Annotated in this window: 23 protein-coding genes and 2 pseudogenes; 18 read left to right on the top strand and 7 right to left on the bottom strand. The window is 42.0% G+C overall.

Annotated features, from left to right (window positions below):
* Positions 1 to 44 precede the first annotated feature (44 nt).
* From murB to V7K49_RS14415, 3 genes are all read left to right on the top strand, one after another.
* On the top strand, positions 45 to 1,043 hold the full coding sequence (gene murB / locus V7K49_RS14425) for a UDP-N-acetylmuramate dehydrogenase (RefSeq protein WP_335206121.1): 999 nt from the start codon (positions 45 to 47) through the stop codon (positions 1,041 to 1,043).
* A 436-nt stretch (positions 1,044 to 1,479) separates the two neighbouring features.
* Positions 1,480 to 1,827 carry a YbaB/EbfC family nucleoid-associated protein gene (locus V7K49_RS14420; RefSeq protein WP_334690743.1) on the top strand — a complete coding sequence of 116 codons (348 nt, stop codon included), beginning with the start codon at positions 1,480 to 1,482 and terminating at the stop codon, positions 1,825 to 1,827.
* A 62-nt stretch (positions 1,828 to 1,889) separates the two neighbouring features.
* Positions 1,890 to 2,399: a low molecular weight protein-tyrosine-phosphatase gene (locus V7K49_RS14415; protein WP_335206119.1), complete on the top strand. Its 510-nt coding sequence runs from the start codon at positions 1,890 to 1,892 to the stop codon at positions 2,397 to 2,399.
* A gap of 114 nt (positions 2,400 to 2,513) precedes the next feature.
* Here the strand turns inward: V7K49_RS14415 and V7K49_RS14410 are convergent, their stop codons facing one another.
* Complete coding sequence (locus V7K49_RS14410) at positions 2,514 to 3,197, bottom strand: response regulator transcription factor (RefSeq protein ID WP_334871829.1); 684 nt, start codon at positions 3,195 to 3,197, stop codon at positions 2,514 to 2,516.
* A 602-nt stretch (positions 3,198 to 3,799) separates the two neighbouring features.
* Here V7K49_RS14410 and smpB point away from each other — a divergent pair.
* Together smpB and V7K49_RS14400 are read left to right on the top strand one after the other, a co-directional pair.
* A complete protein-coding gene (gene smpB / locus V7K49_RS14405; RefSeq protein WP_094349892.1) occupies positions 3,800 to 4,267 on the top strand; it encodes an SsrA-binding protein SmpB in 468 nt (155 codons plus the stop codon).
* Between the two features lie 180 nt (positions 4,268 to 4,447).
* The gene (locus V7K49_RS14400; RefSeq protein ID WP_335206118.1) at positions 4,448 to 4,726 is read left to right on the top strand and encodes a WGxxGxxG family protein; all 279 of its coding nucleotides are present in this window, start codon (positions 4,448 to 4,450) and stop codon (positions 4,724 to 4,726) included.
* Between the two features lie 70 nt (positions 4,727 to 4,796).
* On the opposite strand, the gene V7K49_RS14395 is transcribed toward V7K49_RS14400, so the two are convergent.
* Together V7K49_RS14395 and V7K49_RS14390 are read right to left on the bottom strand one after the other, a co-directional pair.
* Positions 4,797 to 6,215 (bottom strand): IctB family putative bicarbonate transporter, encoded by a 1,419-nt coding sequence (locus V7K49_RS14395; protein ID WP_335206117.1) that lies wholly within the window; start codon positions 6,213 to 6,215, stop codon positions 4,797 to 4,799.
* A 314-nt stretch (positions 6,216 to 6,529) separates the two neighbouring features.
* The gene (locus tag V7K49_RS14390; RefSeq protein WP_334871834.1) at positions 6,530 to 8,074 is read right to left on the bottom strand and encodes a GAF domain-containing sensor histidine kinase; all 1,545 of its coding nucleotides are present in this window, start codon (positions 8,072 to 8,074) and stop codon (positions 6,530 to 6,532) included.
* A 552-nt stretch (positions 8,075 to 8,626) separates the two neighbouring features.
* Between V7K49_RS14390 and V7K49_RS14385 the strand changes: the two genes are divergently transcribed.
* The 5 genes from V7K49_RS14385 (at position 8,627) to V7K49_RS14365 (ending at position 15,672) form a co-directional block, all read left to right on the top strand.
* On the top strand, positions 8,627 to 9,820 hold the full coding sequence (locus tag V7K49_RS14385) for a DegT/DnrJ/EryC1/StrS family aminotransferase (protein ID WP_335206116.1): 1,194 nt from the start codon (positions 8,627 to 8,629) through the stop codon (positions 9,818 to 9,820).
* A gap of 63 nt (positions 9,821 to 9,883) precedes the next feature.
* Entirely contained in the window at positions 9,884 to 10,777 is an 894-nt protein-coding gene (gene crtB, locus V7K49_RS14380; RefSeq protein WP_335137384.1) for a cyanoexosortase B, read from the top strand.
* A gap of 135 nt (positions 10,778 to 10,912) precedes the next feature.
* On the top strand, positions 10,913 to 11,635 hold the full coding sequence (locus V7K49_RS14375) for a cyanoexosortase B system-associated protein (protein ID WP_334871837.1): 723 nt from the start codon (positions 10,913 to 10,915) through the stop codon (positions 11,633 to 11,635).
* Positions 11,636 to 12,035: 400 nt separating this feature from the next.
* Positions 12,036 to 13,394 carry a polysaccharide biosynthesis/export family protein gene (locus V7K49_RS14370; protein WP_334871838.1) on the top strand — a complete coding sequence of 453 codons (1,359 nt, stop codon included), beginning with the start codon at positions 12,036 to 12,038 and terminating at the stop codon, positions 13,392 to 13,394.
* Between the two features lie 103 nt (positions 13,395 to 13,497).
* The gene (locus V7K49_RS14365; RefSeq protein WP_334871839.1) at positions 13,498 to 15,672 is read left to right on the top strand and encodes a GumC family protein; all 2,175 of its coding nucleotides are present in this window, start codon (positions 13,498 to 13,500) and stop codon (positions 15,670 to 15,672) included.
* 86 nt (positions 15,673 to 15,758) lie between these two features.
* Here the strand turns inward: V7K49_RS14365 and V7K49_RS14360 are convergent, their stop codons facing one another.
* Both V7K49_RS14360 and V7K49_RS14355 read right to left on the bottom strand, forming a co-directional pair.
* Positions 15,759 to 16,430 carry a rhomboid family intramembrane serine protease gene (locus V7K49_RS14360; protein ID WP_334871896.1) on the bottom strand — a complete coding sequence of 224 codons (672 nt, stop codon included), beginning with the start codon at positions 16,428 to 16,430 and terminating at the stop codon, positions 15,759 to 15,761.
* Positions 16,431 to 16,556: 126 nt separating this feature from the next.
* On the bottom strand, positions 16,557 to 17,276 hold the full coding sequence (locus V7K49_RS14355; RefSeq protein ID WP_334871840.1) for a rhomboid family intramembrane serine protease: 720 nt from the start codon (positions 17,274 to 17,276) through the stop codon (positions 16,557 to 16,559).
* A gap of 374 nt (positions 17,277 to 17,650) precedes the next feature.
* On the opposite strand from V7K49_RS14355, the gene V7K49_RS14350 reads away from it, so the two are divergent.
* The 4 genes from V7K49_RS14350 to V7K49_RS14335 all read left to right on the top strand — a co-directional run bounded on the left by V7K49_RS14350 (position 17,651) and on the right by V7K49_RS14335 (position 19,502).
* On the top strand, positions 17,651 to 18,271 hold the full coding sequence (locus tag V7K49_RS14350; RefSeq protein WP_335206115.1) for a tetratricopeptide repeat protein: 621 nt from the start codon (positions 17,651 to 17,653) through the stop codon (positions 18,269 to 18,271).
* A 254-nt stretch (positions 18,272 to 18,525) separates the two neighbouring features.
* The gene (locus V7K49_RS14345) at positions 18,526 to 18,918 is read left to right on the top strand and encodes a hypothetical protein (protein WP_335206114.1); all 393 of its coding nucleotides are present in this window, start codon (positions 18,526 to 18,528) and stop codon (positions 18,916 to 18,918) included.
* A complete protein-coding gene (locus tag V7K49_RS14340; protein ID WP_335206113.1) occupies positions 18,919 to 19,302 on the top strand; it encodes a type II toxin-antitoxin system VapC family toxin in 384 nt (127 codons plus the stop codon). It begins immediately after the preceding gene.
* 20 nt (positions 19,303 to 19,322) lie between these two features.
* Complete coding sequence (locus V7K49_RS14335) at positions 19,323 to 19,502, top strand: hypothetical protein (RefSeq protein WP_335206146.1); 180 nt, start codon at positions 19,323 to 19,325, stop codon at positions 19,500 to 19,502.
* 102 nt (positions 19,503 to 19,604) lie between these two features.
* On the opposite strand, the pseudogene V7K49_RS14330 reads toward V7K49_RS14335, so the two are convergent.
* A pseudogene (locus V7K49_RS14330) lies at positions 19,605 to 19,757 on the bottom strand (Uma2 family endonuclease); the annotation flags it as partial.
* Positions 19,758 to 19,837: 80 nt separating this feature from the next.
* The gene (gene uvrB, locus V7K49_RS14325; RefSeq protein ID WP_335206111.1) at positions 19,838 to 21,835 is read right to left on the bottom strand and encodes an excinuclease ABC subunit UvrB; all 1,998 of its coding nucleotides are present in this window, start codon (positions 21,833 to 21,835) and stop codon (positions 19,838 to 19,840) included.
* Positions 21,836 to 22,087: 252 nt separating this feature from the next.
* On the opposite strand from uvrB, the gene V7K49_RS14320 reads away from it, so the two are divergent.
* From V7K49_RS14320 to V7K49_RS14305, 4 genes and pseudogenes are all read left to right on the top strand, one after another.
* Positions 22,088 to 22,552 carry a hypothetical protein gene (locus V7K49_RS14320; protein WP_335206110.1) on the top strand — a complete coding sequence of 155 codons (465 nt, stop codon included), beginning with the start codon at positions 22,088 to 22,090 and terminating at the stop codon, positions 22,550 to 22,552.
* A gap of 330 nt (positions 22,553 to 22,882) precedes the next feature.
* Complete coding sequence (locus V7K49_RS14315; RefSeq protein ID WP_334871846.1) at positions 22,883 to 23,065, top strand: CsbD family protein; 183 nt, start codon at positions 22,883 to 22,885, stop codon at positions 23,063 to 23,065.
* A gap of 344 nt (positions 23,066 to 23,409) precedes the next feature.
* Positions 23,410 to 23,850, top strand: a pseudogene (locus V7K49_RS14310) (hypothetical protein).
* A 114-nt stretch (positions 23,851 to 23,964) separates the two neighbouring features.
* Positions 23,965 to 24,486 carry a hypothetical protein gene (locus tag V7K49_RS14305; RefSeq protein WP_334871847.1) on the top strand — a complete coding sequence of 174 codons (522 nt, stop codon included), beginning with the start codon at positions 23,965 to 23,967 and terminating at the stop codon, positions 24,484 to 24,486.
* The last annotated feature ends 220 nt before the right edge of the window (positions 24,487 to 24,706 follow it).

Genomic DNA, 24,706 nt, shown 5'->3' with positions numbered 1-24,706 from the left:
CTTTGCGGTAAATAAATGTAAAAATTTTACCAAAAAAAGTAAAGATGACCATTTCCCAGGCAGCTGGAAACGTCTGCACAGTTTCTACTTTGAATACAAAGAAACACCAAACAACTAATTCAGTGGAGAGTGAAGTAATTTACTTACCCAGTACTGATTGTGTGATTAAGTCCCAGGCTTCCTTGTCAGCGTTTACTTCCTATAGGGTTGGGGGAGCTGCTGATTTGTACGTTGCCCCCCGAAACTTAGAAGCACTGCAAGCAAGTCTTAAATACGCAAAAGAACGTGATTTAAAGGTGACAACACTGGGAGCAGGTTCTAACTTGCTAGTGAGCGATCGCGGTATATCAGGTTTAGTCATTGCGACTCGTCATCTCCGCTTCAGCAACTTTGACCCCCAGACAGGTCAGTTAACCGTTGCTGCCGGAGAATCAATTCCCAGCTTGGCATGGGCGGCAGCAGAATTAGGGTGGGAAGGATTGGAGTGGGCTGTTGGTATCCCTGGAACAGCAGGAGGTGCCGTGGTGATGAATGCAGGGGCACATAATAGCTGTATCGCAGATATGTTAGTCAGTGCTCAGGTACTATCACCCGATGGGACGCTGGAAACTATTACCCCGGAACAGTTAAGTTATAGTTACCGAACTTCATTATTGCAAGGTGGCGATCGCATAGTCACCCAAGCCACCTTACAACTCGCGCCAGGTGCCGAGCCAGCAAAAGTCGTGGCAATCACCAAACAACACAAAAAGCATCGGTTGAGCACCCAACCATACAACTTCCCCAGTTGTGGCAGTGTGTTCCGCAATCCCAAACCTTACACCGCAGGCTGGTTAATTGAACAAACTGGTCTCAAAGGCTACCAAATTGGTGGAGCACAAGTAGCACTACTCCATGCTAATTTTATCGTTAACCGTGGTGGGGCAAAAGCTAGTGACATCTTCTGTCTCATTAGTCACATCCAACATCAGGTACAAGAACGTTGGTCTATTCGGTTAGAGCCAGAAGTCAAAATGCTCGGAGAGTTTCAAGCTGCTTGTTGAAACTTTCAATCCCGGAAATGGAGCGTTGGGGATTTGGAACTGGAAAGATGAGGGAGACAGGGTGTAACCAATGCCCAATACTTCGACGCCGCCCAACTCTTAGAGAGGCTGCGCCAACGACGCCGCCCTACCTCGGCTTCGCCCTTCTCTTCTTAGGCTGCGCCAACGACGCCGGCTCCATCGAGCGACTTGTGCTGAGCGCAGTCGTTGGCGCAGCCTCTCGAAGAGAAGCAAGCCGAGATGCTCAGGCTAAACTCGGCACAAGTCGCTCAAGGCAATACTTCGGCTGCGCTCAGTACAGGTCCGCTCAGGGCAAGCTCAGTACAAGTGCCCAATGCCAGGATGCATTAATTATTGGTAAAAAAAGAGGCAAATTACTTACCGCATCTATAATTGAATTTGATTTGTTATTCAACGCACAAGCGTAAAACTAATTATGACAGGAAAAGGACAGGGATTCGGCTTTGGCTTAGGAAAAATGAAGGAACTGGCCGAAGCTTTTAAGAAAGCGCAGCAAGTTCAAGAAGGCGCAAAGCGACTTCAAGAAGAATTGGAGCAAATGGAGATTCAAGGAGAATCTGGCGGTGGGCTGGTGAAGGTGATTGTCAGTGGTAATCAAGAACCCAAGCGGGTCGAAATTTCTCCAGATGCTTTAACCGAAGGTGCAGAAGTACTTTCTGATCTGGTGACAGTGGCAATGAAAGAAGCCTACACCAAGTCCACTGCAACAATGCGGGAACGTATGGAAGAATTGACCAGTGGACTGGAACTTCCTGGATTTTAGTCAAGAGTCATTGGTCATTGGTCTAATGACTTTTGACTTTTGACAAAGGGCAAAAAATATCTATGGCTTACAAGTTGCTATTTGTCTGCTTAGGTAACATCTGCCGATCGCCATCGGCAGAAAACATTATGAATCATCTAATTGAGCAGGCTGGCTTGAGCGATGGCTGTGCCGACCCCAAAGGTGTCCGCATCCTTTGTGACTCTGCTGGTACATCTAGTTATCACATTGGTAGCCCACCTGACAGACGCATGAGTGCTGCGGCTGCTGCAAAGTTGGGAATTAAACTGCGTGGTCGATCTCGCCAGTTTCAAGAGTCAGACTTTCAAGACTTTGATTTGATTTTGGCGATGGATCAAGAAAATTATCAGAACATCCTCACTCTTGATCAAACTAAGCAATATCACTATAAAGTGCGTTTGATGTGCGAGTTTTGCTCTAGACACACTCTAAAGGAAGTTCCAGATCCCTATTACGGTGGTCAACAGGGATTTAATCAAGTTATTGATTTACTGATCGATGCTTGTGAAGGTCTGCTCACATCGGTTACCAGCCAAAAACCAATAAGCTAAAGTTATGAGTTATTAGTATGAGTTAGGAGCAAAGCCGGAGACTCTGAAACTCCGGTTAGGAGTTAAGAGTTACCTATTCTCTTGTTAACTCCTCACTTCTAACTCCTCACTTTTTTATTCCACCAGACCATGCTTAATCGCAAAACGGACTAATTCCGCTCGGTTGCTAGTTGAAGTTTTTCTCAATAAACTGCTAACGTACTTTTCCACTGTTCGAGGACTCAGATATAGCTGATGACCCATATCAGCATTAGAAAGACCATGAGTCAATAACTCTAGGACTTGCTGTTCTCTATGAGTTAGGGATGAGTGCAAGTGGGATTTCTGAATTTGAGTGGACAAAGAATTATGGGCGTCCACCGCTTTTATCGAGGTGGAAAAACCCAAACTATCTTTATGAGAAAAGCGGTACTCTGATTGAATGATTTGCGATCGCTCCAAAAGATTACGGATTGCTGCTGCTAACTCTTCCAGTTCAAAAGGTTTGGGTAAGTATAAATCGCACCCTGACTGGTAGCCCATAATTCTTTCCTGGGTCTTAGTTCGGGCTGTTAATAAAATTACAGGCAATAACCGAAATACTGGTTGTTGACGCACCCGGCGCACTAGTTCGTAGCCATTCATCTGTGGCATGGCGATATCCGTGACAATCAAATCCGGATGATACTCATCCACCATAGCCAAAGCCTCTTGACCGTCATTAGCCGTAATCACCGAGTAGCCAGACAGTTCAAGATAGTCGCTAACATACAGACGAGTGCCCAAATCATCATCCACTACAAGGATCGTCAAGGGCATGGACAATACACCCCTAGCATTTTTTTACTCAGAAATTTGCTTCTACGCGCTTTATCAGTGAACACAAGCAAGAATAGTATTCTTATGTTTCATACTATGACAGGATTACCAGCTAATGAATGCCTTCAGGGTTGATTTATAAAGAAAAACTTAAATCATTAGGAAGGTTAACGAAGTTAAACTCACCTTTGACTCCTTGTGCTTGGGAGGCATAGAGAGCTTTGTATATTTGTAACAACTCATCAATAAGGCAGAGCAAATGCTCACTAGAGTGTAAATTAATATTGACATAATAAATAATTTCCTAAAAGCTAAGTAAGTGGGCGTAACATAATTTTATTTCTTCTTGCTCACTTACTTAAGTAAGTATAAATATCTTTTGTTTTTTGTCCTTTGTCCTTTTTCATTAGTAGTTAGCCAATCACCAATGATTATTGCTGTCAGGTAACTTAAAGTTGCCGGAAAATTTTTAATTGTGAACTTAGAAAAGCTAAATTAGTGATATACAGTTCACCATTTATAGCGGTTCTAAGATACACCCTATAATTCACAAGCCAATCCAAATAATTTTTTAGGTACATTTAAAGCACACAAAATTATCAATGAGCGACAAGAACGAAGGTTACAAAGTTATTTGCGACAACCGTCAAGCCCGTTATTTGTATGAAATTCTAGAAACTTACGAAGCTGGAATTGAGTTGACAGGAACAGAGGTGAAGTCGATTCGTGCGGGTAAAGTCAATCTCCAAGATGGCTATGCTTTGCTTCGCAATGGCGAAGCATGGTTGATTAATGTGCATATCTCACCTTACAACGCTAGTGGACAATACTTTAATCATGAACCACGACGTACACGCAAGCTACTATTGCATCGCCAAGAACTCCGTAAGCTAATTGGCAAAGTCGAACAGCAGGGTTTAACTTTAATCCCTTTGAAAATGTATCTTAAACGAGGCTGGCTAAAAGTGAGTATAGCCCTTGGCAAAGGTAAAAAGCTCCACGATAAACGAGAAGACCTGAAACGACGCCAAGACCAGCGTGACATTCAACGGGCTATGAAAAGCTATTGAGGATCGGTTTGCTAAACTACCACAGTAAGAGTGAGAAACTGATTGCTGTGAAAATTATGTTGTATGTCTAGAGCGTGAGTTCTGAAAATGCCTAGTTTATAGCCGCAGATTGATTTTGTTAAGGTTAAGATTCGATACAGTGGTGAGTAACTTCGGATGGCATCAGGAATTTTCAGATTTATGAAAAGTAATTTCATTACATTTGTAGGGGCTGGCGTTCTCAGCTTGAGTATGGGAATTTTACCCTTAACTTTATCTGCACAAGCTCAGACAACTAATGACTCCGGGGCCACTACTGCTCCAACAACGACCACTAATGAGCGCAACGATTCTAGTTGGGGTTGGCTAGGATTGATTGGTTTATTTGGTCTAGCTGGGTTGGCTGGCAAAAAGCGCGAGCCTCAACCGACTGCTTATCGCGACCCTAATGCCCCAAGTGCCACTACCTACAGAGATTAGACAATTAGACAATTCAAAATTTAAAAGTTGTCAGTTGTTCAGTAAGACAACAACTGACAACTTATTGATGTTAGTTTATTGCTGGTTCTGAGTTAGATAAATTTGTCTGGTTTTGAGGTAAAGGTGTCCAGTAGCTGGCAATTAAGGCAACTATGAGCCACCAAAGAGTATTAACTTCAGGACGATACCAAACAGTATCTACGGTGCCGTGAGCTAGCATACCCAACAAAATAGCGATCGCCCCAATTAACCAAAATCCCTCTCCACTTCTCAATCGTCGCAATCGTCGCACTTGTAGAAATGCCGTATTAAATGTGACAATTATTAGCCAGAGAAAGCAAGCTAAACCAACAAAGCCAGTTTCTACAGTCACTTCAAACAAAATCGAATAGGCACTTAAAGCAGTGTAACGAGGGCGTTGGTAGAGGGGATAAACTTGATTAAAAGAGTTGTGACCAGGGCCAATGCCGAAAATCGGCCGATCGCGAATCATCTCAAAGACAGCATCCCACACATTTCGACGAAAATTATTACTGCTATCTCGACGGTCGGCAAAAATACTGAATACTCGCAGGCGGACTGGCTCTACAAATATCACTGCTAGTATTAATACCCCGATCAAACCTCCCAAGACAATTGGTAGTGACCAAGTACGCCAAAAAAGAGGCATTTGGTCGCTTTCCCAATAAACTAGCAATGCCATCACAGTCAAAACTGCCACCACTAGTCCAATCCAACCGCCACGACTAAAAGTCAGGATCAGGCAGGCAGTATTGACAATCAACATTGTTAATCCTAAAGCTTTTTTGAGCCAGCTTTGCCATGCAAAAATTGCCACCAAGCTAAAAATTACTGCTGGTAGGAGGTATCCAGCCAATAAGTTGGGATTGCCTAAATAACTGTAGACTCTTGTAGTCTTAGACAGAGGAGATTCTGGATCAACCCAAGTTGCCAGTGCCGTGGCTCCAAAAAACCATTGCCGCAATCCATATACACTGACAATTAACGATATGTGTAGGTAAAGGATGATAATCCAAGACCGGAGGCGAGGTGACCTCAGTACCCTGGCACAAAGGGCAAATAGTAGCAAATACAAGGTCAACGTTGCCAAGTCGTTAAGTGCCGCCTTTTTCACAGGTGATAATGCTGTTGCGACTGCGGCAATTCCCCAGTAGAACAATACCAGCAGGTGAATGGGAGTGACTGACGAGACATTTGCTGGTGTTGCTTCATCAGATAAAGTCAACAACAGCCAAAATAGCACACAAGCCACCAGCAACAAGCCTACCAATGTACTCGAAGCAAAAGGTGCAAGCGCATATACTAAACTGAGTAAAGCCGCTGCGATCGCATCTCCCCACTGAATCAAGACGCTGGTTTGCCGCCAAGAACTTAACAGTCCCACCAGAGAACGGTGTACGTAACTGGTAGCAAGATATTCTTTGAGCGGTAAAGATGATAAAGTAAATCGTTGCCAGACTAAATTCATAAAAAACATTGCGATCAATTAGCCTGCCGACGCAGAACTTGGAATTGATCATAATGCGTATGGCTATAAAAAGGTAATAATGTAGATTGCAATTTAGTGATGATGCTCTTACTCATGGCCATTAGCTACCACCTATAATCTAAAGCTCCCAGCTTTTCTCTAGTGCGAAAGTGAATAAATGTCAGTAATTATTAGCTTTTTGACTACTGTTGATTAACCCTTCACGTACTTAGTACACAACTAAAGTATGAATTTGTCTTTTCCTATCCCCTATCACCTGTAAGATGTTCCCTACTGGCTGTAATCAGACATCGCTAATTAGCTTGTGAGGAAGTGGCCAGTTGCAATGGCAAACAAAGCACATAACGATATCCTGATTCTGGCGAACCTTGAATTAAAATATGTCCACTATGCAATTCTGCCAGTTGACAACTTAGCAATAGACCCAAGCTTTCACGAGAAAGACTTCCATGTGATTTATCTAAATTTATACCTGAACTAGCAGCAAATAAATTTGCGTGGGAATCACTCAAGTTTTTTGAATTGCCCACTGCTACTGATGAAATATCTGGTTGCTCCTGGCTTTCTCTTCGAGGATTGTAAGTTGCTACTTCACCTGTCAACTCCAGCAACGACAAAGAATTGAGACGGAAGTAGGGATCAACCTCAGTGATCCCGTCCCCTAGCCAGGGATGGGAAACCCAAATAGTAATGTTGAGCGTATCTTCCTTGTAAGAGACATGAATGCGAACAATGCTACCTGTAGCCGAAAGTTGAATCACACTGAAAACCAGGTGATAGAGGATTTGCCGCACCTTGTCTTTATCTAAAGGCAAAATGCGATTGCGTCCTGGTTCTATAGAGAGGCGAATATCTTGCTCACGGCGATTAGCCGCTTCTTCTAAGGTATTGATAGCTTGTTGACATAGCATTTCGATATCCACAGGAGCTAGATTCAGCACAGTTGAGTTTTCATCCATAGCTCCTAGTTCGGTAATTTCGTTTACTAGGGAAAGTAAGTAGCGACCACTGTGTTGGATAATTTCCAAATATTCTCTCTGTTTAGGCATCAAAGGCCCATAAATCTCACGTCCTAAAACACTAGCCATACCAAGTACAGATGTTAAGGGTGTGCGTAACTCCTGAGTTAGTTGAGCCAAAAGTTCCAGTTTCAGTTGCTTGGTAGAAATAGAGTCGCTATCTTTAGTGCGTGGGGTGATTTTAATCTCAGCGTTACGTTCGTCATTGAGTGAAAATATCGGAGCGCTCTTGGGAGTGCTTGATTCGAGTTTCCCTTGCAGGAGTCGGTTACGTTCAAATTCACTCATGCTCCAACGAGCTATGATTTGTAAAAACTCAATGTCTCGGTTTGTAAAATTGCGCGGCACTAAATCCATTACCGCTAATGCACCTAAACAATGTCCCTCAGCATCAATCAGTGGCGCTCCTAAGTAAGCACGAATACCATAATCCTGTACCAACTTACTGCTAGCAAGTGCTGGATCTGTAAGGTTATGTGTATCATTAATTACAAATATTTGTAAACTCTCTACTACCTGAGTGCAAAAGGATTCCCGACGTGACAGTTGGCGGCTTTGTGCCAAATGGTTCATTAGTCCCAGCCTAGATAAGCCCACCGCCGACTTGAACCAGTGGCGTTCTTGATCTATAAATCCCAATATGGAAATTGGTGCTTCCAAAAAGTGGGCAGCAGTCTGTGTGGCTTCTTCAAAAACCGGAATCGTTTCTGGTTGTCGCAAACCTAAATCTGACAAAGCTTTGAGGCGTTGTTGTTCTCTTGATTCATGAGAATCCCAGCCATCCTTTAGGGCAAATAATTTGTTTTCAGGCTCTATCATTGCCACTGCTACCTTAATAATTTCTCGATACTGTAATTGATATAAGCCCTATTTCTGGGTTATCAATTGCTATTTTTAAGCATTCCCTAATTTTGCCTCTGACAAACAAATTTGGGACAAAAATTTTTTATCCCTTCCATTAAGTCGGCGACGTGGTATCTACAACTTCCTAGCTACTGATGCTCAATGTTCTTTATTTAGCACTAGTGTAGTCTTTAGTGTTTGAGATTTTGCAATCAGACTGCGTTAGATTTTGATTCAGCCAGGGTAACCTAATGCTAAGGATACAATACAAAGGGGCTGTCATTTTTTATGTCCATAAGAAAAAATTCTGACTGGCATATTAAAAGTAAATTTACTTACAAAAAATATATTTATGTAATTTTTATCGCCATTTTTACTGATAACAGCTAGCACCGATGGTTGACAATCCTAGATAGTTAATATAAGTCTCTATCCAATAGATTAAACCTATTACAATTTCATCCTGAAAACTGGGCAGGGTTTTCTATTTTTTCCATGTAAGGAATATTTTTTTAAGGACAACTGGTAATGAATAAAATGACTATTAGAGTTCCTTTTGTAAATCTGAAGTTACAACACGAACCAATTCAAACGCAATTGCAACATGCAATCCAATCTGTATTGCAACAGGGAGATTTTATTTTAGGGCAAGCCCTCTCAGATTTTGAAGCAGCATTTGCGGCAGTGTCTGGTGCAGAATATGGAGTTGGTGTTGCATCAGGAACAGATGCGATCGCTCTCGGATTGCAAGCGTGTAATATTGGTGCTGGCGATCAAGTGATTTTACCAGCAAACACTTTTATAGCAACCTTGATTGGGGTTATACGGGCTGGCGCGAAGCCAATTCTGGTAGATTGCGATCGCCAAACAGCCTTAATTGATTTAGAGGCCGCAGCAAAGGCAATTACGCCTCAGACTAAAGCAATTATCCCTGTGCATCTCTATGGTCAAATGGTATCACCACGTGATCTAATAAACTTTGCCGATACCTACAAACTACTAATTTTTGAAGATGCGGCACAAGCACACCTCGCCGAAAGAGACGGATATCACGCTGGTTCAGTAGGAATAGCAGCAGCTTTTAGTTTTTATCCCAGCAAAAATTTAGGAGCATTTGGGGATGGGGGAATGCTGCTGACACGAGATTCAGATGTAGCCGAAAAGATGAAGCGCTTGCGAAATTATGGGGCATCGCAAAAGTATTTTCATACTGAAGCAGGTACAAATAGCCGTCTGGATACTTTACAAGCAGCGGTATTGCACGAGAAACTACCATATTTGCCAGAGTGGAATCGCGATCGCCTGACTATTGCCCAGCAGTATGATCAGGAACTAGCACCCTTAGCAACTGCTGGCATTATCCCTATGGAAAACCAAAGTGCTACAGGACACGTTTATCATCTTTATGTGATTAAAATTGATGATTCTTGCCCAATAGAACGCCAGCTACTCCAGGAAAAACTAACAGCAGTAGGAATTCAAACTGGCATTCACTACCCAATTCCTTGTCATCTCCAGCCAGCATTCACCGACTTAGGCTATCAGCCTGGAGATTTTCCTCAAGCAGAAAAACTGTCAAAGCAAATATTATCATTACCGATGTATCCTGGTTTGAGCAGTAGCCAAGTCAAAGAAGTTGTTGCAGCGATCGCCAATGCAGTCTCAACAAGTTCTAAGGCAAATAATCCATCCCCTGCTGACCTTGGCAGCGTGGTAGCCTGAAGTTAATTAAATGGCAAAAAATCTGACCATTGACTACTGACAGTTTTTGAATTACTGAAAATCATGGCACTCCAGCAACAGATTAAAAACAGAAACGCGTCAGGGTTGTTAAATCTAGCTATTTTAGGCGTTTTGCTGCTGCTTTATGCTCCTATATTGCTCCACTGGTTGGATGGTTGGCTGCACAAAAATATCAGTACAGAACACGAATATTTCAGCCACGGGATCATTGGTTTACCATTTGCTGCTTATCTGGGCTGGATGAACCGGAAAAAGTGGACACGTTTACCAGATACGATCCATCCTTTGGGCGCTGTTTTATTGTTATTAGGGGCAGTGTTTTATCTGAGTGGTGTTACAGAGTGGGTTAACCTTTCCTTGCCCGTTATACTGGCAGGATTATGCTTGTGGTTTAAGGGAATACCAGGTTTGCGATTGCAAGGATTCCCCTTGCTACTAGTATTTTTGGCAACTCCAACAGCAGTACCCTATCTCATTGCTCCCTATAGTATGCCTCTCCAAAGCTTCATCGCTGGTACGGCAGGCTTCATACTGAATCAATTTGGTATGCAAGTAACCGTAGATGAGATAAATCTCTACGTGGGAGGACGGATTGTGGAAGTTGCCCCCTATTGTGCAGGGCTGAAAATGTTATTTACTACTCTCTACGTAGGCTTGATGCTGCTTTATTGGACAGACGCTTTGTCTTCACGCCGCACAACTATATCGTTTTTATCTATTGCTGCGATCGTTAGTACTACTGCCAATATCATTCGTAATACTTTACTGACTTTCTTTCACGGCACAGGTCAAGAAGCGGCTTTTAAATGGCTACATGAGGGTTGGGGTGGTGACCTCTACTCTGCTTGTATGCTGGTGTCACTAGTGCCCTTACTGAATGGGATTAATAGCTATTTCTCAACATCTCTAGAAACTCAGCAAGAAGGAGAAAGTTAGAAGCATTGGGCATTGGGTATGGGTTAATAATCAATAGTTCTTCTTCCCCTGCCTCTTCTGTACTCATAAATATTACTGAACTCACAGTGTGATTTTATGAAGTAAAATTTTGCCTAAGTATTATAAATTTTACTGATGATTTCTTTCTCCAAGTTTTTCAAAGAAAACCAATTGAGTCAGGTAGCAGCACTTTTGTTATTGCTACTGCTGTTGGCAATGGGAGGGGTTCCCGGATACCTGACAGGACACTGGCAATGGAAACAACCGCCACCTGTTAGTACCCTCAACGAGTTAAAACAGATCCGCAAGACTGGGTTAGCCCTTCCTGGTTGGCAAACTATTGAACAAGCAGAACAGCAAATTGGCGAACATAAATGGTCTTTGCAGGTAGTTAAAAAAGAAGGTTCCCAATCTCAGGCAATCCTGCTTTTGCTGCCGCAAAATGGGCCTATGGATCAACCAGAGGTAGAGTGGACAGACGTTAACGGCTGGGGAAGGTCACGCTGGGGAAAGTGGGATGTAGCTCAATCTCGTTCTGCTAAATTTACTGTGAAACCGCCTACAAAGTTGGCTTCTAATGTGGAAACTCAAGTAGAAGCTAGGTTCTTTCGCGCCTCCACACCACAGCAAACCTTCGCTGTCTTGCAATGGTACGCTATGCCAGACGGCGGAAATCCATCACCTTTACACTGGTTCTTAGCGGATCAATTGGCACAGTGGCGTAAGCAACGCACTCCTTGGGTGGGCGTGAGCATTCTGATTCCAATAGAACCTTTGGGGCAGGTAGAAACATCTTGGTCTTTAGCCCAGTCTATTGGAGAAACAGTGCAAGCTGTATTAATGGCAGGTCCTTTGTAAAGTATGTTACACCATATTTGCGGTGACGACGCTGCGGTTCCGGATTTTGATAAAGCAAGTATAATGCTGAATCACAACGCAACTTGGAGATTAAATGTAAATTACGATATCGAACATCAGCTGTTTGTGGCTTTTGAGTTGTCGTTTTGGAAGACAATAACTCTACTACATCAGCCCTATCTCTTCATCCTCTTTTTTTGGCGAAGGTATTGTCATGAGTATCTCTATAAGTGCCTTCAGGCTGAAACTCGGCTAAGATATGAAGTAAAAATTAAAATCTGCAAAATTTTCCTCTTAATTGATTGGTAAATTCTTGCAGACACAAGAGACATTTAGAACATTCATAGAGTAAAATAACCACTCGGCGCGACTAATTCTTAAATTCAATTTTCCTGCACCAATGTTTATAGATCCTAATTCTTATATGCGTGCATTCAGCGCCCTGTGTTTTGTCAGTCTTCAAGTAGGAGTTTTCTTAATAACACCTATCCAACTTGTTGTTGCCCAGCCTTTTCCATCTCAAGGACAATTACCAAGACAACCCCCCCCGCCTGTGCCGGGTACTGAGGTTGTACCTCCAGGTGCAAATGACGAAATTTCGCCCCAACTCAGCCGCTACCTCTTGGGACCAGGAGATACAATTAGTGTTGTGCTTCAGCGTCCTCCTGGCCTATACCGCTTAGGAATAGGAGATGGAATTAGCGTTTCGGTTCAGCGCTTTCCAGATTTGAGCTTTCAAGCTTTAATTAATCCAGAAGGTAACATTGTGGTGCCGCTACTGGGAAAAGTTTCCTTACAAGGTTTAACTTTGGAAGAAGCTCAAGAAAAAATTCACTTGGGTTTAAATCGTTATGTGGTTGATCCAGTAATAGTTTTAGCTTTAGCAACGCAGCGTCAAGACTTAAGTTTTCAAGCTGTAATTAGTCCAGAAGGTAACATCGTAGTGCCGCAAGTGGGAACGGTATCATTACAAGGTTTAACCTTGGAAGAAGCTCAAGAAAAAATTCGCTTAGGTTTAAGTCGCATTGTACCAGATCCAATCGTAGTTGTATCCTTGGCAGGGACGCGACCAGTTCAAGTTACCATTAGCGGGGAAATATTTCGACCAGGAATTTATCCGATTAATTCATCAACACCCCGTGTTGCTGATGCCTTGCTAATATCTGGTGGTTCAACGTTGAATGCAGACCTCCGACAAATACAAGTCCGCCGCAAGTTAATCGATGGTTCTGTGATTTCACAAACTATCGACTTATATGCAGCACTGCAAAATGGCGGTTCAATTCCTAATTTACGCTTACAAGACGGAGATGCGATACTTATCCCCCGTCGTGAAGTTGGTAATGATGACGGTTATGACCGCAATTTGGTAGCACGTTCATCCTTAGCCACACCACAGATTAGAGTCCGGGTTTTAAACTACGCAGCAGGAGGTCTTTCCATTCAAGCGCTGCCTAACGGCAGTACATTTGTAGATGCTTTGGGAGGAGTAAATCTCGACACTGCTAATCTCCGGGATATCGCTCTGGTTCGCTTTGATCCGGAACGAGGTAAAGCTGTTACCCAGAAACTTGATGCGAAAAAAGCTCTAGGAGGCGATGCATCTCAAAATGTGGCGCTTCAAGATAATGATGTTATTGTTGTTGGTCGGAACCTCATCGGTAAAATTACTAATTTCCTGACTACCATTACCCAACCCTTCTTCAATGTCCAGTCCTTTCTCCGATTTTTTGACAACTTCGGTGGTGGGTCAAATTAGTGGCTCTTACCTCTTTGCCGATTGTTACTAGATGGAAGAGATGATGGTGACAAATAGCAAATATAAATTGACAAATTGATAACTGATTCTATATGCCCCTGCCATGACCCCACCAATTGTTAAGCGCTATCTTATTGCTTTTGATAAGTATAAGTGGATTGGACTAGCTAGTTTTGCTCTAATTGTAGCAGGGTCAACTGTGGTGGCTATGCAGCCAGAGCCACCTACTAGCTATATAGCATCTGCCGCACTTACCTATAGTGGTCCACCAGTTTCTTTCTCGGCAACTGGTAGTCAAATCCAACAGCAAGGAAAAGAACTAAATGAGGAAGTTTTACTATCAAACCAGATAATTGCATCAGTGGCAGAGAAAGTCGATGTCAAACCGAATAAGCTCGGGACTAGTGTCGTTCTTTCTATACCTAAAAAAAACCCCAAGACTGGAGAATTGGAATCTAGTATCTTGCAATTGAAATATGTAGATACTGACGCCAAACGAGCTATACAAGTCTTGGCGGAATTGATGCAAGCAATGATCAAGTTGAGCAGTGATATCAATACTGGGCGATTACAAGCAATTATTCAAAAGATTAACGATCGCACACCACAAACTAAACGGGAATTGCAAATTGCAGAAAAGAAGTTGGAACAGTATGATCGCATAGAGCGAACAGCAATATTAGCAGCAGAGAATGGCAGCTTGTTAAGCGCCATTACTGCTAGCCAAAATCTCCAACGGCAAATTCAATTAACTATTTCTGGGGTTGATGGTCAAGTTCGCAGTATACAAAGTAAGTTAGGCTTAACAGTTGGACAAGCTTATATTTCTTCTGCTTTGAGTGCCGATCCAATTATTGGTAATTTGCGAACGCAAATTTATGAAAGTGAATCGCAAATCGCCTTACTCAGAAAAGATTTGCGACCGGAACACCCAACGATGATTCAATTGCTGCGTCAGAAACAAGCGGCTGAGGAATTGCTGCAACAACGTGCCGCGGAGGTGTTAGGTGGTGATGGTACGGCGGCTCCACTTCAGGGTAGCGTTGCAGGTATTCGCACCCAAAGTAGCTTAGATCCAGCCCGGCAGCAATTGGCAAACCAGATGGTGGCATTGCAAACGCAGGGGGAGACGCTTCAACAACAACTAGCCCAAGAAATTCAACAAGAAGCACTACTACGGCGAGAGTATTCTCTCATACCCAATAAGCAATTAGAGCGATCGCGTTTAGAACAAGAGGTTGGACTCAAAAAAGCCATATATGACCAAATGCAGGCGAAGCTAACTGATGCTAAAACCGCAGAGGCAGAAACTACCAGCAGCCTTAGCATTGCCAGACGCCCCACAGTCGTTGTCGATGTCAAACCACCCAAGAGTGTACCTATTACCCTTGCTGTGGGTGGTTTCTTAGGTGTGTTGGTTGGTGGCGGGGTAATATTTTTACTGGGAGCGCTGGAAGGAACTTTCAAAACCAGGGAGGATATCCGCGAGAGCCTCAAGCAACGGGAAGTGGCACTGTTGGGAGAATTGCCTTTAATGCCAGTTGATGATTTGGATAAAGAAGCAGTGCCTGTGGTACTTTCTGCGGATTCTCCTTATTTAGAATTTTATGAGAAATTCCGCAGTAATCTGCGCCGGATTGGTGGTAAAACTTTAAAGGTAGTGTTGATTACTAGCACCAGTAGCCTAGAGGGGAAGACGGCAAGTGCTTATAACTTGGGTATCGCTTCTGCCCGTGCTGGTAAAAGAACCTTGATTATCGAAACAGATTTGCGATCGCCTTCCCGTTGTACATCCCTAAAAGTAATTCCTGACCCTGATGCAAGTATTGAACCCCTGCGTTATTACGCTAACTTAAGTGAATGTATTCGTTTAGTTCCTGATGTACAAAATTTATACATTCTTCCCAGCCCTGGCCCTGTGCGGCAATCCGCTGCTGTTCTTGAATCCAGCGAAATGCGGCGGCTGATAGAAGATGTTCGCGAGCGGTTTGATTTAGTTATTTTAGATACAAGTGCCCTCAGCATATCCAATGACCCTTTGTTAATTCAACCCTACAGCGATGGTATTGTACTTGTGGCGCGACCACACTATACACAAGAGAACATGCTAGGTGAAGCTATTGATCAATTGGTTGAATCGGAACTGGGGTTATTGGGAGTAATTATCAATGGTACTGATATCATCGTTTCTGTACCTGAACAAGTCGTACAATCATCAAGATTTACATCTGAGGTACAAGAATCAGAAGAAGTTTCAACGGGTGCTAGGAAAAACTAATAATTTCCCAAATATTCCAAAGGTAGATAGCGAATTGGTAATTGTTTTTCCGGCGTTGCACAGTAAAAATTTGAATTTTGAATTGCTTAGTCGCGCCTAAACAACCCAAATAAAGGAGCAAGAATTATCCCAAAAGCAAAACCACCAATGTGGGCCCAGTAGGCAACTCCACCAGTTTGCACAGTCATATGAGCGGCTGTTTGCAGGGTAGCAAGACCGGATATCACATTTTGCACAATAAACAGTCCAATTATTACTAGTGCTGGAACTCTGATTGTGGTGATGAAAATCCCCAAAAATATTAAGGTCATGACTTTAGCCTGGGGGAAGCGGATAATGTACGCACCCAAAACCCCAGAAATTGCACCACTTGCCCCCAAGGAAGGAATCTCAGAATTCATGCCAATAAACCATTGGCACAAGGCAGCTAAAGCACCACATGCCAAATAAAAAATGAGATATTTGGCATGACCTAATCGATCTTCAATATTGTTGCCAAAAATCCAGAGAAACAACATATTAGAGATTAAGTGCCACCAACCGCCGTGTAAGAATTGCGACGTAAATAACGTTATCCACTCTCCATTCAAATTGGTGGTTAACTCTTGAGGTATTACTGCATACTGACTTAAAAACTGATTCAATTGTGCATGTGATAGGCTCGCCTCGTGAATAAAAACTAAAATATTCATGCCAATTAACCCGTAGGTGAAATACGGGGTGATTCGCGTCGGATTTTCGTCGTAGAGGGGAAACACAGGTGTTTTTCCTAAATTATTGATTAACTGCAATATAGCTTGTAAGGCTAGCAGTTGCGAAGGTTAAGCAATTTCACCTATTAAATCAATCAGTATAATTGAGGGTCACTACGATACTATGAAGAATTACTTGTACCAGGATTCTTCCTGGGATTTATCGTTAAATAAACCCAAGAGTGGACCGAGAATTGCCCCAAAGATAAACCCACCTGCATGGGCCCAGTAGGCAATACCGCCGCTTTCCATACCGATGTTGGTAGGTGTTTCGAGGCTAGCAAATCCGTAGAAGGCTTGTTCGAGAAACCAGAATCCCAAAAAGAAATATGCCGGGACACGGAAAGTTGGGAAGAAAAACCCTAAAGGCACTATGCCGAGAACTTCGGCATTGGGAAAGCGGAGAATGTACGCTCCCAGAATGCCTGCGATCGCACCACTTGCACCCAAAGAAGGAATGCTAGAATCTTGAGCGAAGTACCACTGGGTCAAGGATGCCAAAACACCGCAAGATAAATAAAACAGTAAATATTTGGCATGACCTAATTTATCTTCAACATTATTGCCAAAAATCCAGAGAAACAGCATATTGCCAGCTAAGTGCAAGAAACCACCGTGCAAAAATTGTGAGGTAATCAAAGTTGCCCACTCTGGCACTGGTTGATGTAAAGAAGTACCAGCAAAGCTTAAAGTGAGTTCTCGTGGAACTACAGCCGCAAGCTGTAAAAATCCATTTAATGCTTGTGGAGGAAGATTTGCTTCATAAAGAAAAGCGAGGACGTTAGCAGCAATCAGTCCATAAGTTACATAAGGCGTGATTTTTGTCGGATTATTATCTCTAATGGGAACCACGGGCGTTTCTTCCTGATATTAAGACACCAACTCTACAATACTGAATTATGGAAGTAGTTTCTTCTACCTCGTGGATGGATCTCACTTTCACAAAGGAAACTGCACTTCTTGAGTTAGAACAAGAATGACAGCGTTATCGAGATTTGTTGGCAAAATTGCAAGCTAGCGGAATTGATCCAGAAAATCTGTGAAGCAGTAGTCATGTGATAAATTTCCCCGTAGAGAAGAAAGCGTATGACATGAAACAGTTTTTTAAAGTTAACGCTTCAGGAAATCAGCAACACCTAATATTTGGAAGATTGAAAAAGGGATTGACGTACTCTCCCGAAAGCTGAAAATATGCTAGTTAATCCTCCATATAGACTTGGCAACTCATGTTTTTCTCAAATTCTCTGGAAAATCAACTCCAGCGCTGGAACGAAACCATTCGTAATCAGCCGAAAAATCATAATGCTTACATTTGCCGAGGCATGGTTAACTTTCAGCTAGCCAAGATTGATGAATCTATTCAAGATTTTGATATGGCAGAGCAATTAGATACCCATATCAAAGCCTACCTCTGGCAACGTGGATTATCGTATTATTATGCAGAAAGATTTGCTGAGGGCGCTCAACAATTTGAAATAGATTTGACAGTCAATGCTCAAGATGTAGAAGAAACAGTATGGCGATATCTCTGCATAGCTCGTTCGTTAGGTGTTGAAGAGGCACGTAATTCTTTACTAACTGTGAAAAATGACCCTCGACGTGTTATGCAGCGCGTATATGATTTGTATGCGGGAGATTGTACACCAGATGATGTTTTAACTGTTGGTCAATCACAAGCAGAGAGTGGCAAATTTTACAGTCATCTTTACTTGGGATTATATTACGAAGCCCAGAATAATCTTGATTTAGCTCAGAATTATATAGTTAAAGCTGCTGACCAGTACAAAATTGATGACTATATGTGGTATCTGGCGCAAGTACACAAAAAATTGCGAGGCTGGATATAGTCGAGTATTAATGTCCTAGAGGGTTGTTAGACTGCGTTATATACTAAAGAGTTTGCTATGTTCTTCTCGCCATTCTACAGCTTAAAAGTCGCTACGACAAAGAAGAGTAAAACTATAGGGCGATGTGTAAAAAGCATCGTTAGGATCGGCAGCTAGAAATAAAATCTTAATCTTGTCCATTTGGAGGATTTGTATAAATCATTATCTAATCATAAGTAGGCGATGTTTAACGACAAGCTGCTGTGCATCTACGCATGCTCATTGAGCATATCTTCAATTTTCGGTGGCTTCGGTTTCAAACTGCACTTGTCGGTACAAATCAGCGATCGCTATTTCCACATCCACGATTCCAGTTGCAGATTGCTAAGATTCTTATAACCTTTATCTGGAATCTGATTATGAACATCGCTGAACAGATTTACGCACTCGTTAAATCCCTTCCCCAAGAGCAAGCCAGCGAGGTCTTGACTTTTGCTGAATTTATTCGTACTAAGCACCTAAATGCTAACCAACCCATTGATACAGTAGACTCAGTTTCTTGGGCGGAACTTGTTTATTCCCTTGCCGGAACTTGGAGAGAAGACTTTCCCAGCCTAGAAGAAATTCGGGCTGAAATCGGACAAGACATCTTACGGGAAAGTCTCTAAATGTACGTTTTGGATACCAATACTCTGATTTACTACTTCAAGGGTCAAGGACAAGTTGCTTACAACCTTGCCAGTATCCCTGCTGAGGAAATTAGTATTCCGACAATCGTTATCTTTGAATTGCAAGTCGGTATTGAAAAATCCACCTCCCTAGCAAAACGCACCCAGCAACTTTTGAGCCGAGTAAATCTGGTTCCGTTCGATTACGATGCTGCTCTTGCTGCTGCTACAATTCGCACCCAGTTAGACAAGCAAGGAACTCCAATTGGCCCGATGGATATTTTGATTGCAGGAATAGCGATCGCACTTCGAGCGACTCTTGTTACTCACAATGTCAATGAATTTTCTAGAGTTGCGGGACTTGCGATCGCTGACTGGTATTGACTATTTATCATGAGTAGGCGATGTCTAACGATAAGCGTCTACGCATCCTCATCGATCATTTATTCCATTTTCGGTGGCTGCGGTTTCAAACTGCACTTGTCGGTACAAATCAGCGATCGCTATTTCCACATCCACCGATTCCAGTCGCAATATCTCGTCCAAAATACTTCACAGGTGCGATCGGCGAGGGCATCATCTAAGAGCTTACAGCAGTTTTCATGTATTTGAACCACATCTGTCGTAGGGGCGCAAGGCCTTGCGCCCCTACGACAGATGTGGTCTATTTACCTGAAAATAGCTGTAAAGAAATTGAGACAGATCCGATTATGGTTGCGTGTACTACCGTTTCTCACCACAACTTCGCCATCCCAATACTCGTAGCGTTGCTCTTGGGTGGGTTCCCAAACCAGATATTCCTCTGCACTCATCAAAATGCGATCGGGTGAAGCAACCATTGGCGCGATCTCTTAATGATTTACTTTATTTTAGGATAGCGAAAAAAAGGCGTTCTCTTGATTGCTACCCTTTCTAAGCACTAATATCCCAGCATTTTATCCCGCAGGTGTTTAATGCGATCGCGCAATTTTGCCGCTTCTTCAAATTCCAGTTTTTTCGCCGCCTCTTTCATCTGCGCTTCTAACCGAGTAATCAACCCCGGAATATGTTCTAATGGCAGTTCATCTATATGTTCATCTACAACTTTCAAGTCAGTTGCATTCAACCGCCGAGATACATCTAAAAAAGATAAAATTGCATTACTTGATTTTTTCACAATCGGTTGCGGTGTAATTCCATGCAGTCGATTATGTGCCGTTTGAATACCGCGCCGCCTGTCTGTTTCATCAATGGCTTTAATCATACTACCTGTGAGGTTATCGGCATACAAAATCGCTTGTCCCTGGACGTGACGCGCGGCTCTACCAATAGTTTGAATTAAGGAACGCTCGGTTCGCAAAAACCCTTCTTTGTCTGCATCCATAATTGCTACTAATGAAACTTCAGGTAAATCTAAGCCTTCCCGCAGCAAGTTTACTCCAACTAATACATCAAATGTACCCTCGCGCAAATTCTGTAAAATCTCAATGCGCTCAATAGAATTAATCTCCGAATGTAAATACCGTACCCGAATGCTGTGGTCTTGCAAATATTCTGTTAAATCTTCCGCCATGCGCTTCGTTAATGTGGTAATTAACACTCGTTCATGGCGATCGGCTCTATCTTTAATTTCTCCTAACAAATCATCAATTTGTCCTTCTGTAGGACGCACAGAAATTTCTGGATCAACCACCCCAGTTGGTCGAATCACTTGTTCAATTACATGATCTTGAGAAATTTCTAATTCCCAATTTCCGGGAGTTGCTGAAACAAAAATACACTGATTCACCTTTTGCCAAAATTCTTCGGCTTTTAAAGGACGGTTATCAGCAGCACTAGGAAGACGAAATCCATGTTCAATTAAAACTTTTTTTCTAGCTTGGTCACCGTTATACATGCCGCGAATTTGTGGCACACTAACGTGAGATTCATCGATAACTAGTAGCCAATCTTTGGGAAAATAATCAATTAAACATTCTGGTGATTCTCCAGCTTGTCTTCCTGCTAAGTGACGGGAATAGTTTTCCACACCGTTGCAGTAACCTACTTCGCGCAGCATTTCTAGGTCATAGCGTGTACGTTGATCTATGCGTTGCGCTTCTAATAATTTACCAGCTTGTTCTAAGTCTGCTTTTTGCTGTTTTAACTCGGCTGCAATGTCATGACAAGCTACTTCTAACCGTTCTTCTGGGGTGACAAAGTGACGTGCGGGGTAGACATTCACCGCTTCTAAACTCTTGAGAATTTCACCTGTTACCGGATCAATATAACGAATCGCGTCAATTTCATCACCAAAAAATTCGACACGAATAATTCGGTCTTCGTATGCTGGGCCGATTTCTAAGACATCACCCCGAACGCGAAATTTTCCTCGACCCATTTCTATGTCGTTGCGGCTATATTGAACATTTGCCAAATCTCGTAAAATTTGGCGTTGATTTACTTCCATACCTATCTGAAGGGGGATGGCAGCTTTCAGATATTCTGCTGGCATTCCTAAACCATAGATGCAACTGATGGAAGCAACGACGATGACATCACGGCGTTCAAAAAGCGATCGCGTCGCTGAATGCCGCAACATATCTATTTCATCATTAATCGCCGCTGTTTTTTCAATATAAGTATCGGTAACCGGAATATACGCTTCTGGCTGATAGTAATCGTAGTAGCTGACGAAATACTCGACTGCGTTGTTGGGAAAGAAATCTCGCAACTCGTTACAAAGTTGTGCAGCAAGAGTTTTATTATGCGCCAGAACTAAGGTAGGCTTGCCAATTTTCTCAATCACTGCTGCTACCGAAAATGTCTTGCCAGTTCCAGTGGCTCCTAGTAAAGTTTGGTAACGATTACCAGATTGGATACTAGCGGTCAGTTGGGCGATCGCTTGTGGTTGATCGCCTGTGGGACTAAAGGGAGCTTGAAGACAAAATTCTGTCATACAGTTTTGCTGGAAATACCCGATCTCTTGGTGAGGATTTCGCCCTGTATCCATTGTAGCTGGCTTATTAGACTAAATAAATGGTAATGTTTTTTTACAAAAATTAATATTTTAAATTTACTTATGTATCAGTTTGAAAAAAACTTATATCTAAATGAGGTTTTTTAAGGTTAAACTCTAAGATATATGGGAAAAATTTCATCTTTCCTTAATTATTGTAAAATTCAATTAACAAATCAGAGGTGTTCGTTTATGACTACTAGCAGCACTGGCAAAGCAACCAGTTCTCGGCAAAAGTATGCCAAGTCTGCAGGGGAAACTACAGAGGAAGTTGAAAATCAACAAGACCAGAGCTTGAATGCAGATAAAGTCGAGGAAGGTACTCAACTGCCAGTGGGAGCTTCTGGGACACTCGCCCTTGCTGGAGTTCGTCCCATAGGCGCTAGCGATTTAGAAGTTGCTGAAACACTTTCAATTGCTGGGGTACGTCCCATTAGCAGCAGTGCGTTAGAAGTAGTTGAAACTTTTAACTCAATGGGTATTCGTCCAATTGGCGCTAATACATTTGAAGTCGTTGAAAGTATCAATCTCTCTGGGATTCGTCCAATTGGCTCAAGTTCATTGATAATCTCTGAAAGCTATTCAACATTCGGTAACCGTCCGATAGCATCAAATGAGGTTGACAATTCTGAAAGCCTGATGGGTTTTCTAGATTAGACAAAAAAATATCCCTATAACTTTATTAACCCAGCTTCTGTATGGAACTGGGTTTTTTTAGTTAAACAGTCAAAAGGAGGAATTACAATATTTGCACTTTTTCTATGTCTTTTAGCATAGGTAACTAAACTGTTAATGTTATATTTTGTATTCAACCAACAGCCAGAACGCTTACTACAACTAACTTTCTGAATGACTAATTCTTGAATATGCCTTGTGGTGGAAGGCTTTAGCAAAAACTTTAAGTTATTATGTAAGAGTAATAACAAAAAGATTTCAAAGTTAGTTTATAGCTTTGAAAGAATTTTTTAATTAAATCAGGAGTACAAAATGAGCATCGAAGATCGCGCCAAAGCAGCAGCTAAAAATGTTGAAGGTAAAGCTCAAGAAGCATTAGGAAATGTCACTGGAGATCCAGAAGATAAAGCGAAAGGTAAAGCAAAGCAAGCTGAAAGCGAAGTCCGTCACGGGATTGAAGACGTGAAAGATGGCGTCAAGAAGAACATTGACTAAGTAATTCAGAATTTTTTTGCAGAAACTTTAGGGATATGAATGGGATGGATTCCCTTTTTGCAAAAAAATATGAAGTTTTGAAGGTTCAATGCCATACATCTTTCTTCTACTCTTAGCAAGCGTTGAAAGATAGAAGGCTCGCTTGATTGGTATAACTTTTGTAGAGACGTAATTTCTTACGTCTCTACATTAAAAAATGAATGGGTAAATATCGAGGAATAATCTCTGTAAATTCCGATTTAATAATTTAATAATAAATAAACGCAAGCAATTTAGTTTAAATATACAACTTATTTTATCTTGTTTTATTTATTGTTTAAAGTGCTTTTTTATGAGGTAAAAAAATGATTCTTCTTCAGCAAAGTCGCCAAATATTGGCGACTTTTGTCTTAATTGGAGTATTGATAATAACTATCGCCTGTGGTAGTGGTACGGTGTCATAAATTGACCGCTCAACTACCCCCTCAGCAATTGGCCGAAATGTAACTTATGCAGAGTTAGAGCGAGGCAATACCCCAGGAGGACAAACCTTTGGTAACTGGGTTGTGCAAACATCTCAAGGATTAGTTCAGGACGCTTATGTTCGTGATAATAATAAACTAGGTTTTGTTGTTTCCCCTAAAGTTCGTCCTAACGAAGTGCGACCATTAGCAAAATCTCTAGCTCAAGGTTTTCATAATAAGTTCCCCAATCAGAACTTAAAGGTTTTGATTTATGCGTCTGATAAGAAATTGATTTTGACTACTGAATATGACACTCAGACTAATCAAGTTAAATACAGCTAATTGTTGTATTTATAATGAAAACTTGATGAGAGTTTGATGAATGGGGATTTGAAATTATGGTTTGGAAATACTAGCAATAAAAAGAATTTGACGAAAAAAAGCTGATAATGTGAAGTGGCAAGCAGCGAAGAGTATAAACGTCAAATAATGAAAGATTTGGCTCAGAGGGATGTTGAATCTCTGGATGATACTAAAGCCGAATCAACGGCGGAATATCAGAATTTTGATGATTTCGCGCAACGGACAACACCAGGTCAACGTCGGCTGTTATTTGGTCGATCTTTACATCCAGATCGGATTCCTACCAGCCAAATGGAGCCAGAATTACAACAGGCGATCGCACAAATTAAACCTAATGAACGGGATGATGTAGCAAGGGCATTTTTTAAACACTTGAAGGAAAGAAAACTAGACGAGAAGCATCTAGAGCAACAGTTGGGGCTTTCTACACACAATCCCAACCGCATGACTGCTGATGATGTGAGCAAACTAGCGTCTTTCACCTATCATAACCACCCCGATATTTTCCACCAAGTGTTGGCAGAGCAACCAGGGATTATCAAGTTTCTCAGTAATCCTGTAGTGGCAGGTATTATCGGAGTTGCAGCGGCTAAGTGGTTGGGTAGTTGCAAGTAACTTCTGAATTTTAAGTTGGGAAAATTAAGTAATAAATTAGGCGGGTATTACCCACCTTTTTTTTGCATATCAGAGGAGATTACAGCAGTTTTCATGTATTAGGGACTGACAAAAAATAAATTATCCAAAATTATTTGCACATTTGTAGGGGCGCAAGGCCTTGCGCCCCTATGATGGGATGTTTTTTTAACTGGAAGTCTCTTAAACCACATCTGTCATA

This window comes from Nostoc sp. (genome assembly GCF_036919675.1).
In the GTDB taxonomy this organism is placed as follows: Bacteria; Cyanobacteriota; Cyanobacteriia; order Cyanobacteriales; family Nostocaceae; genus Nostoc.
This window is presented reverse-complemented; position numbering and strand designations above follow the sequence as displayed.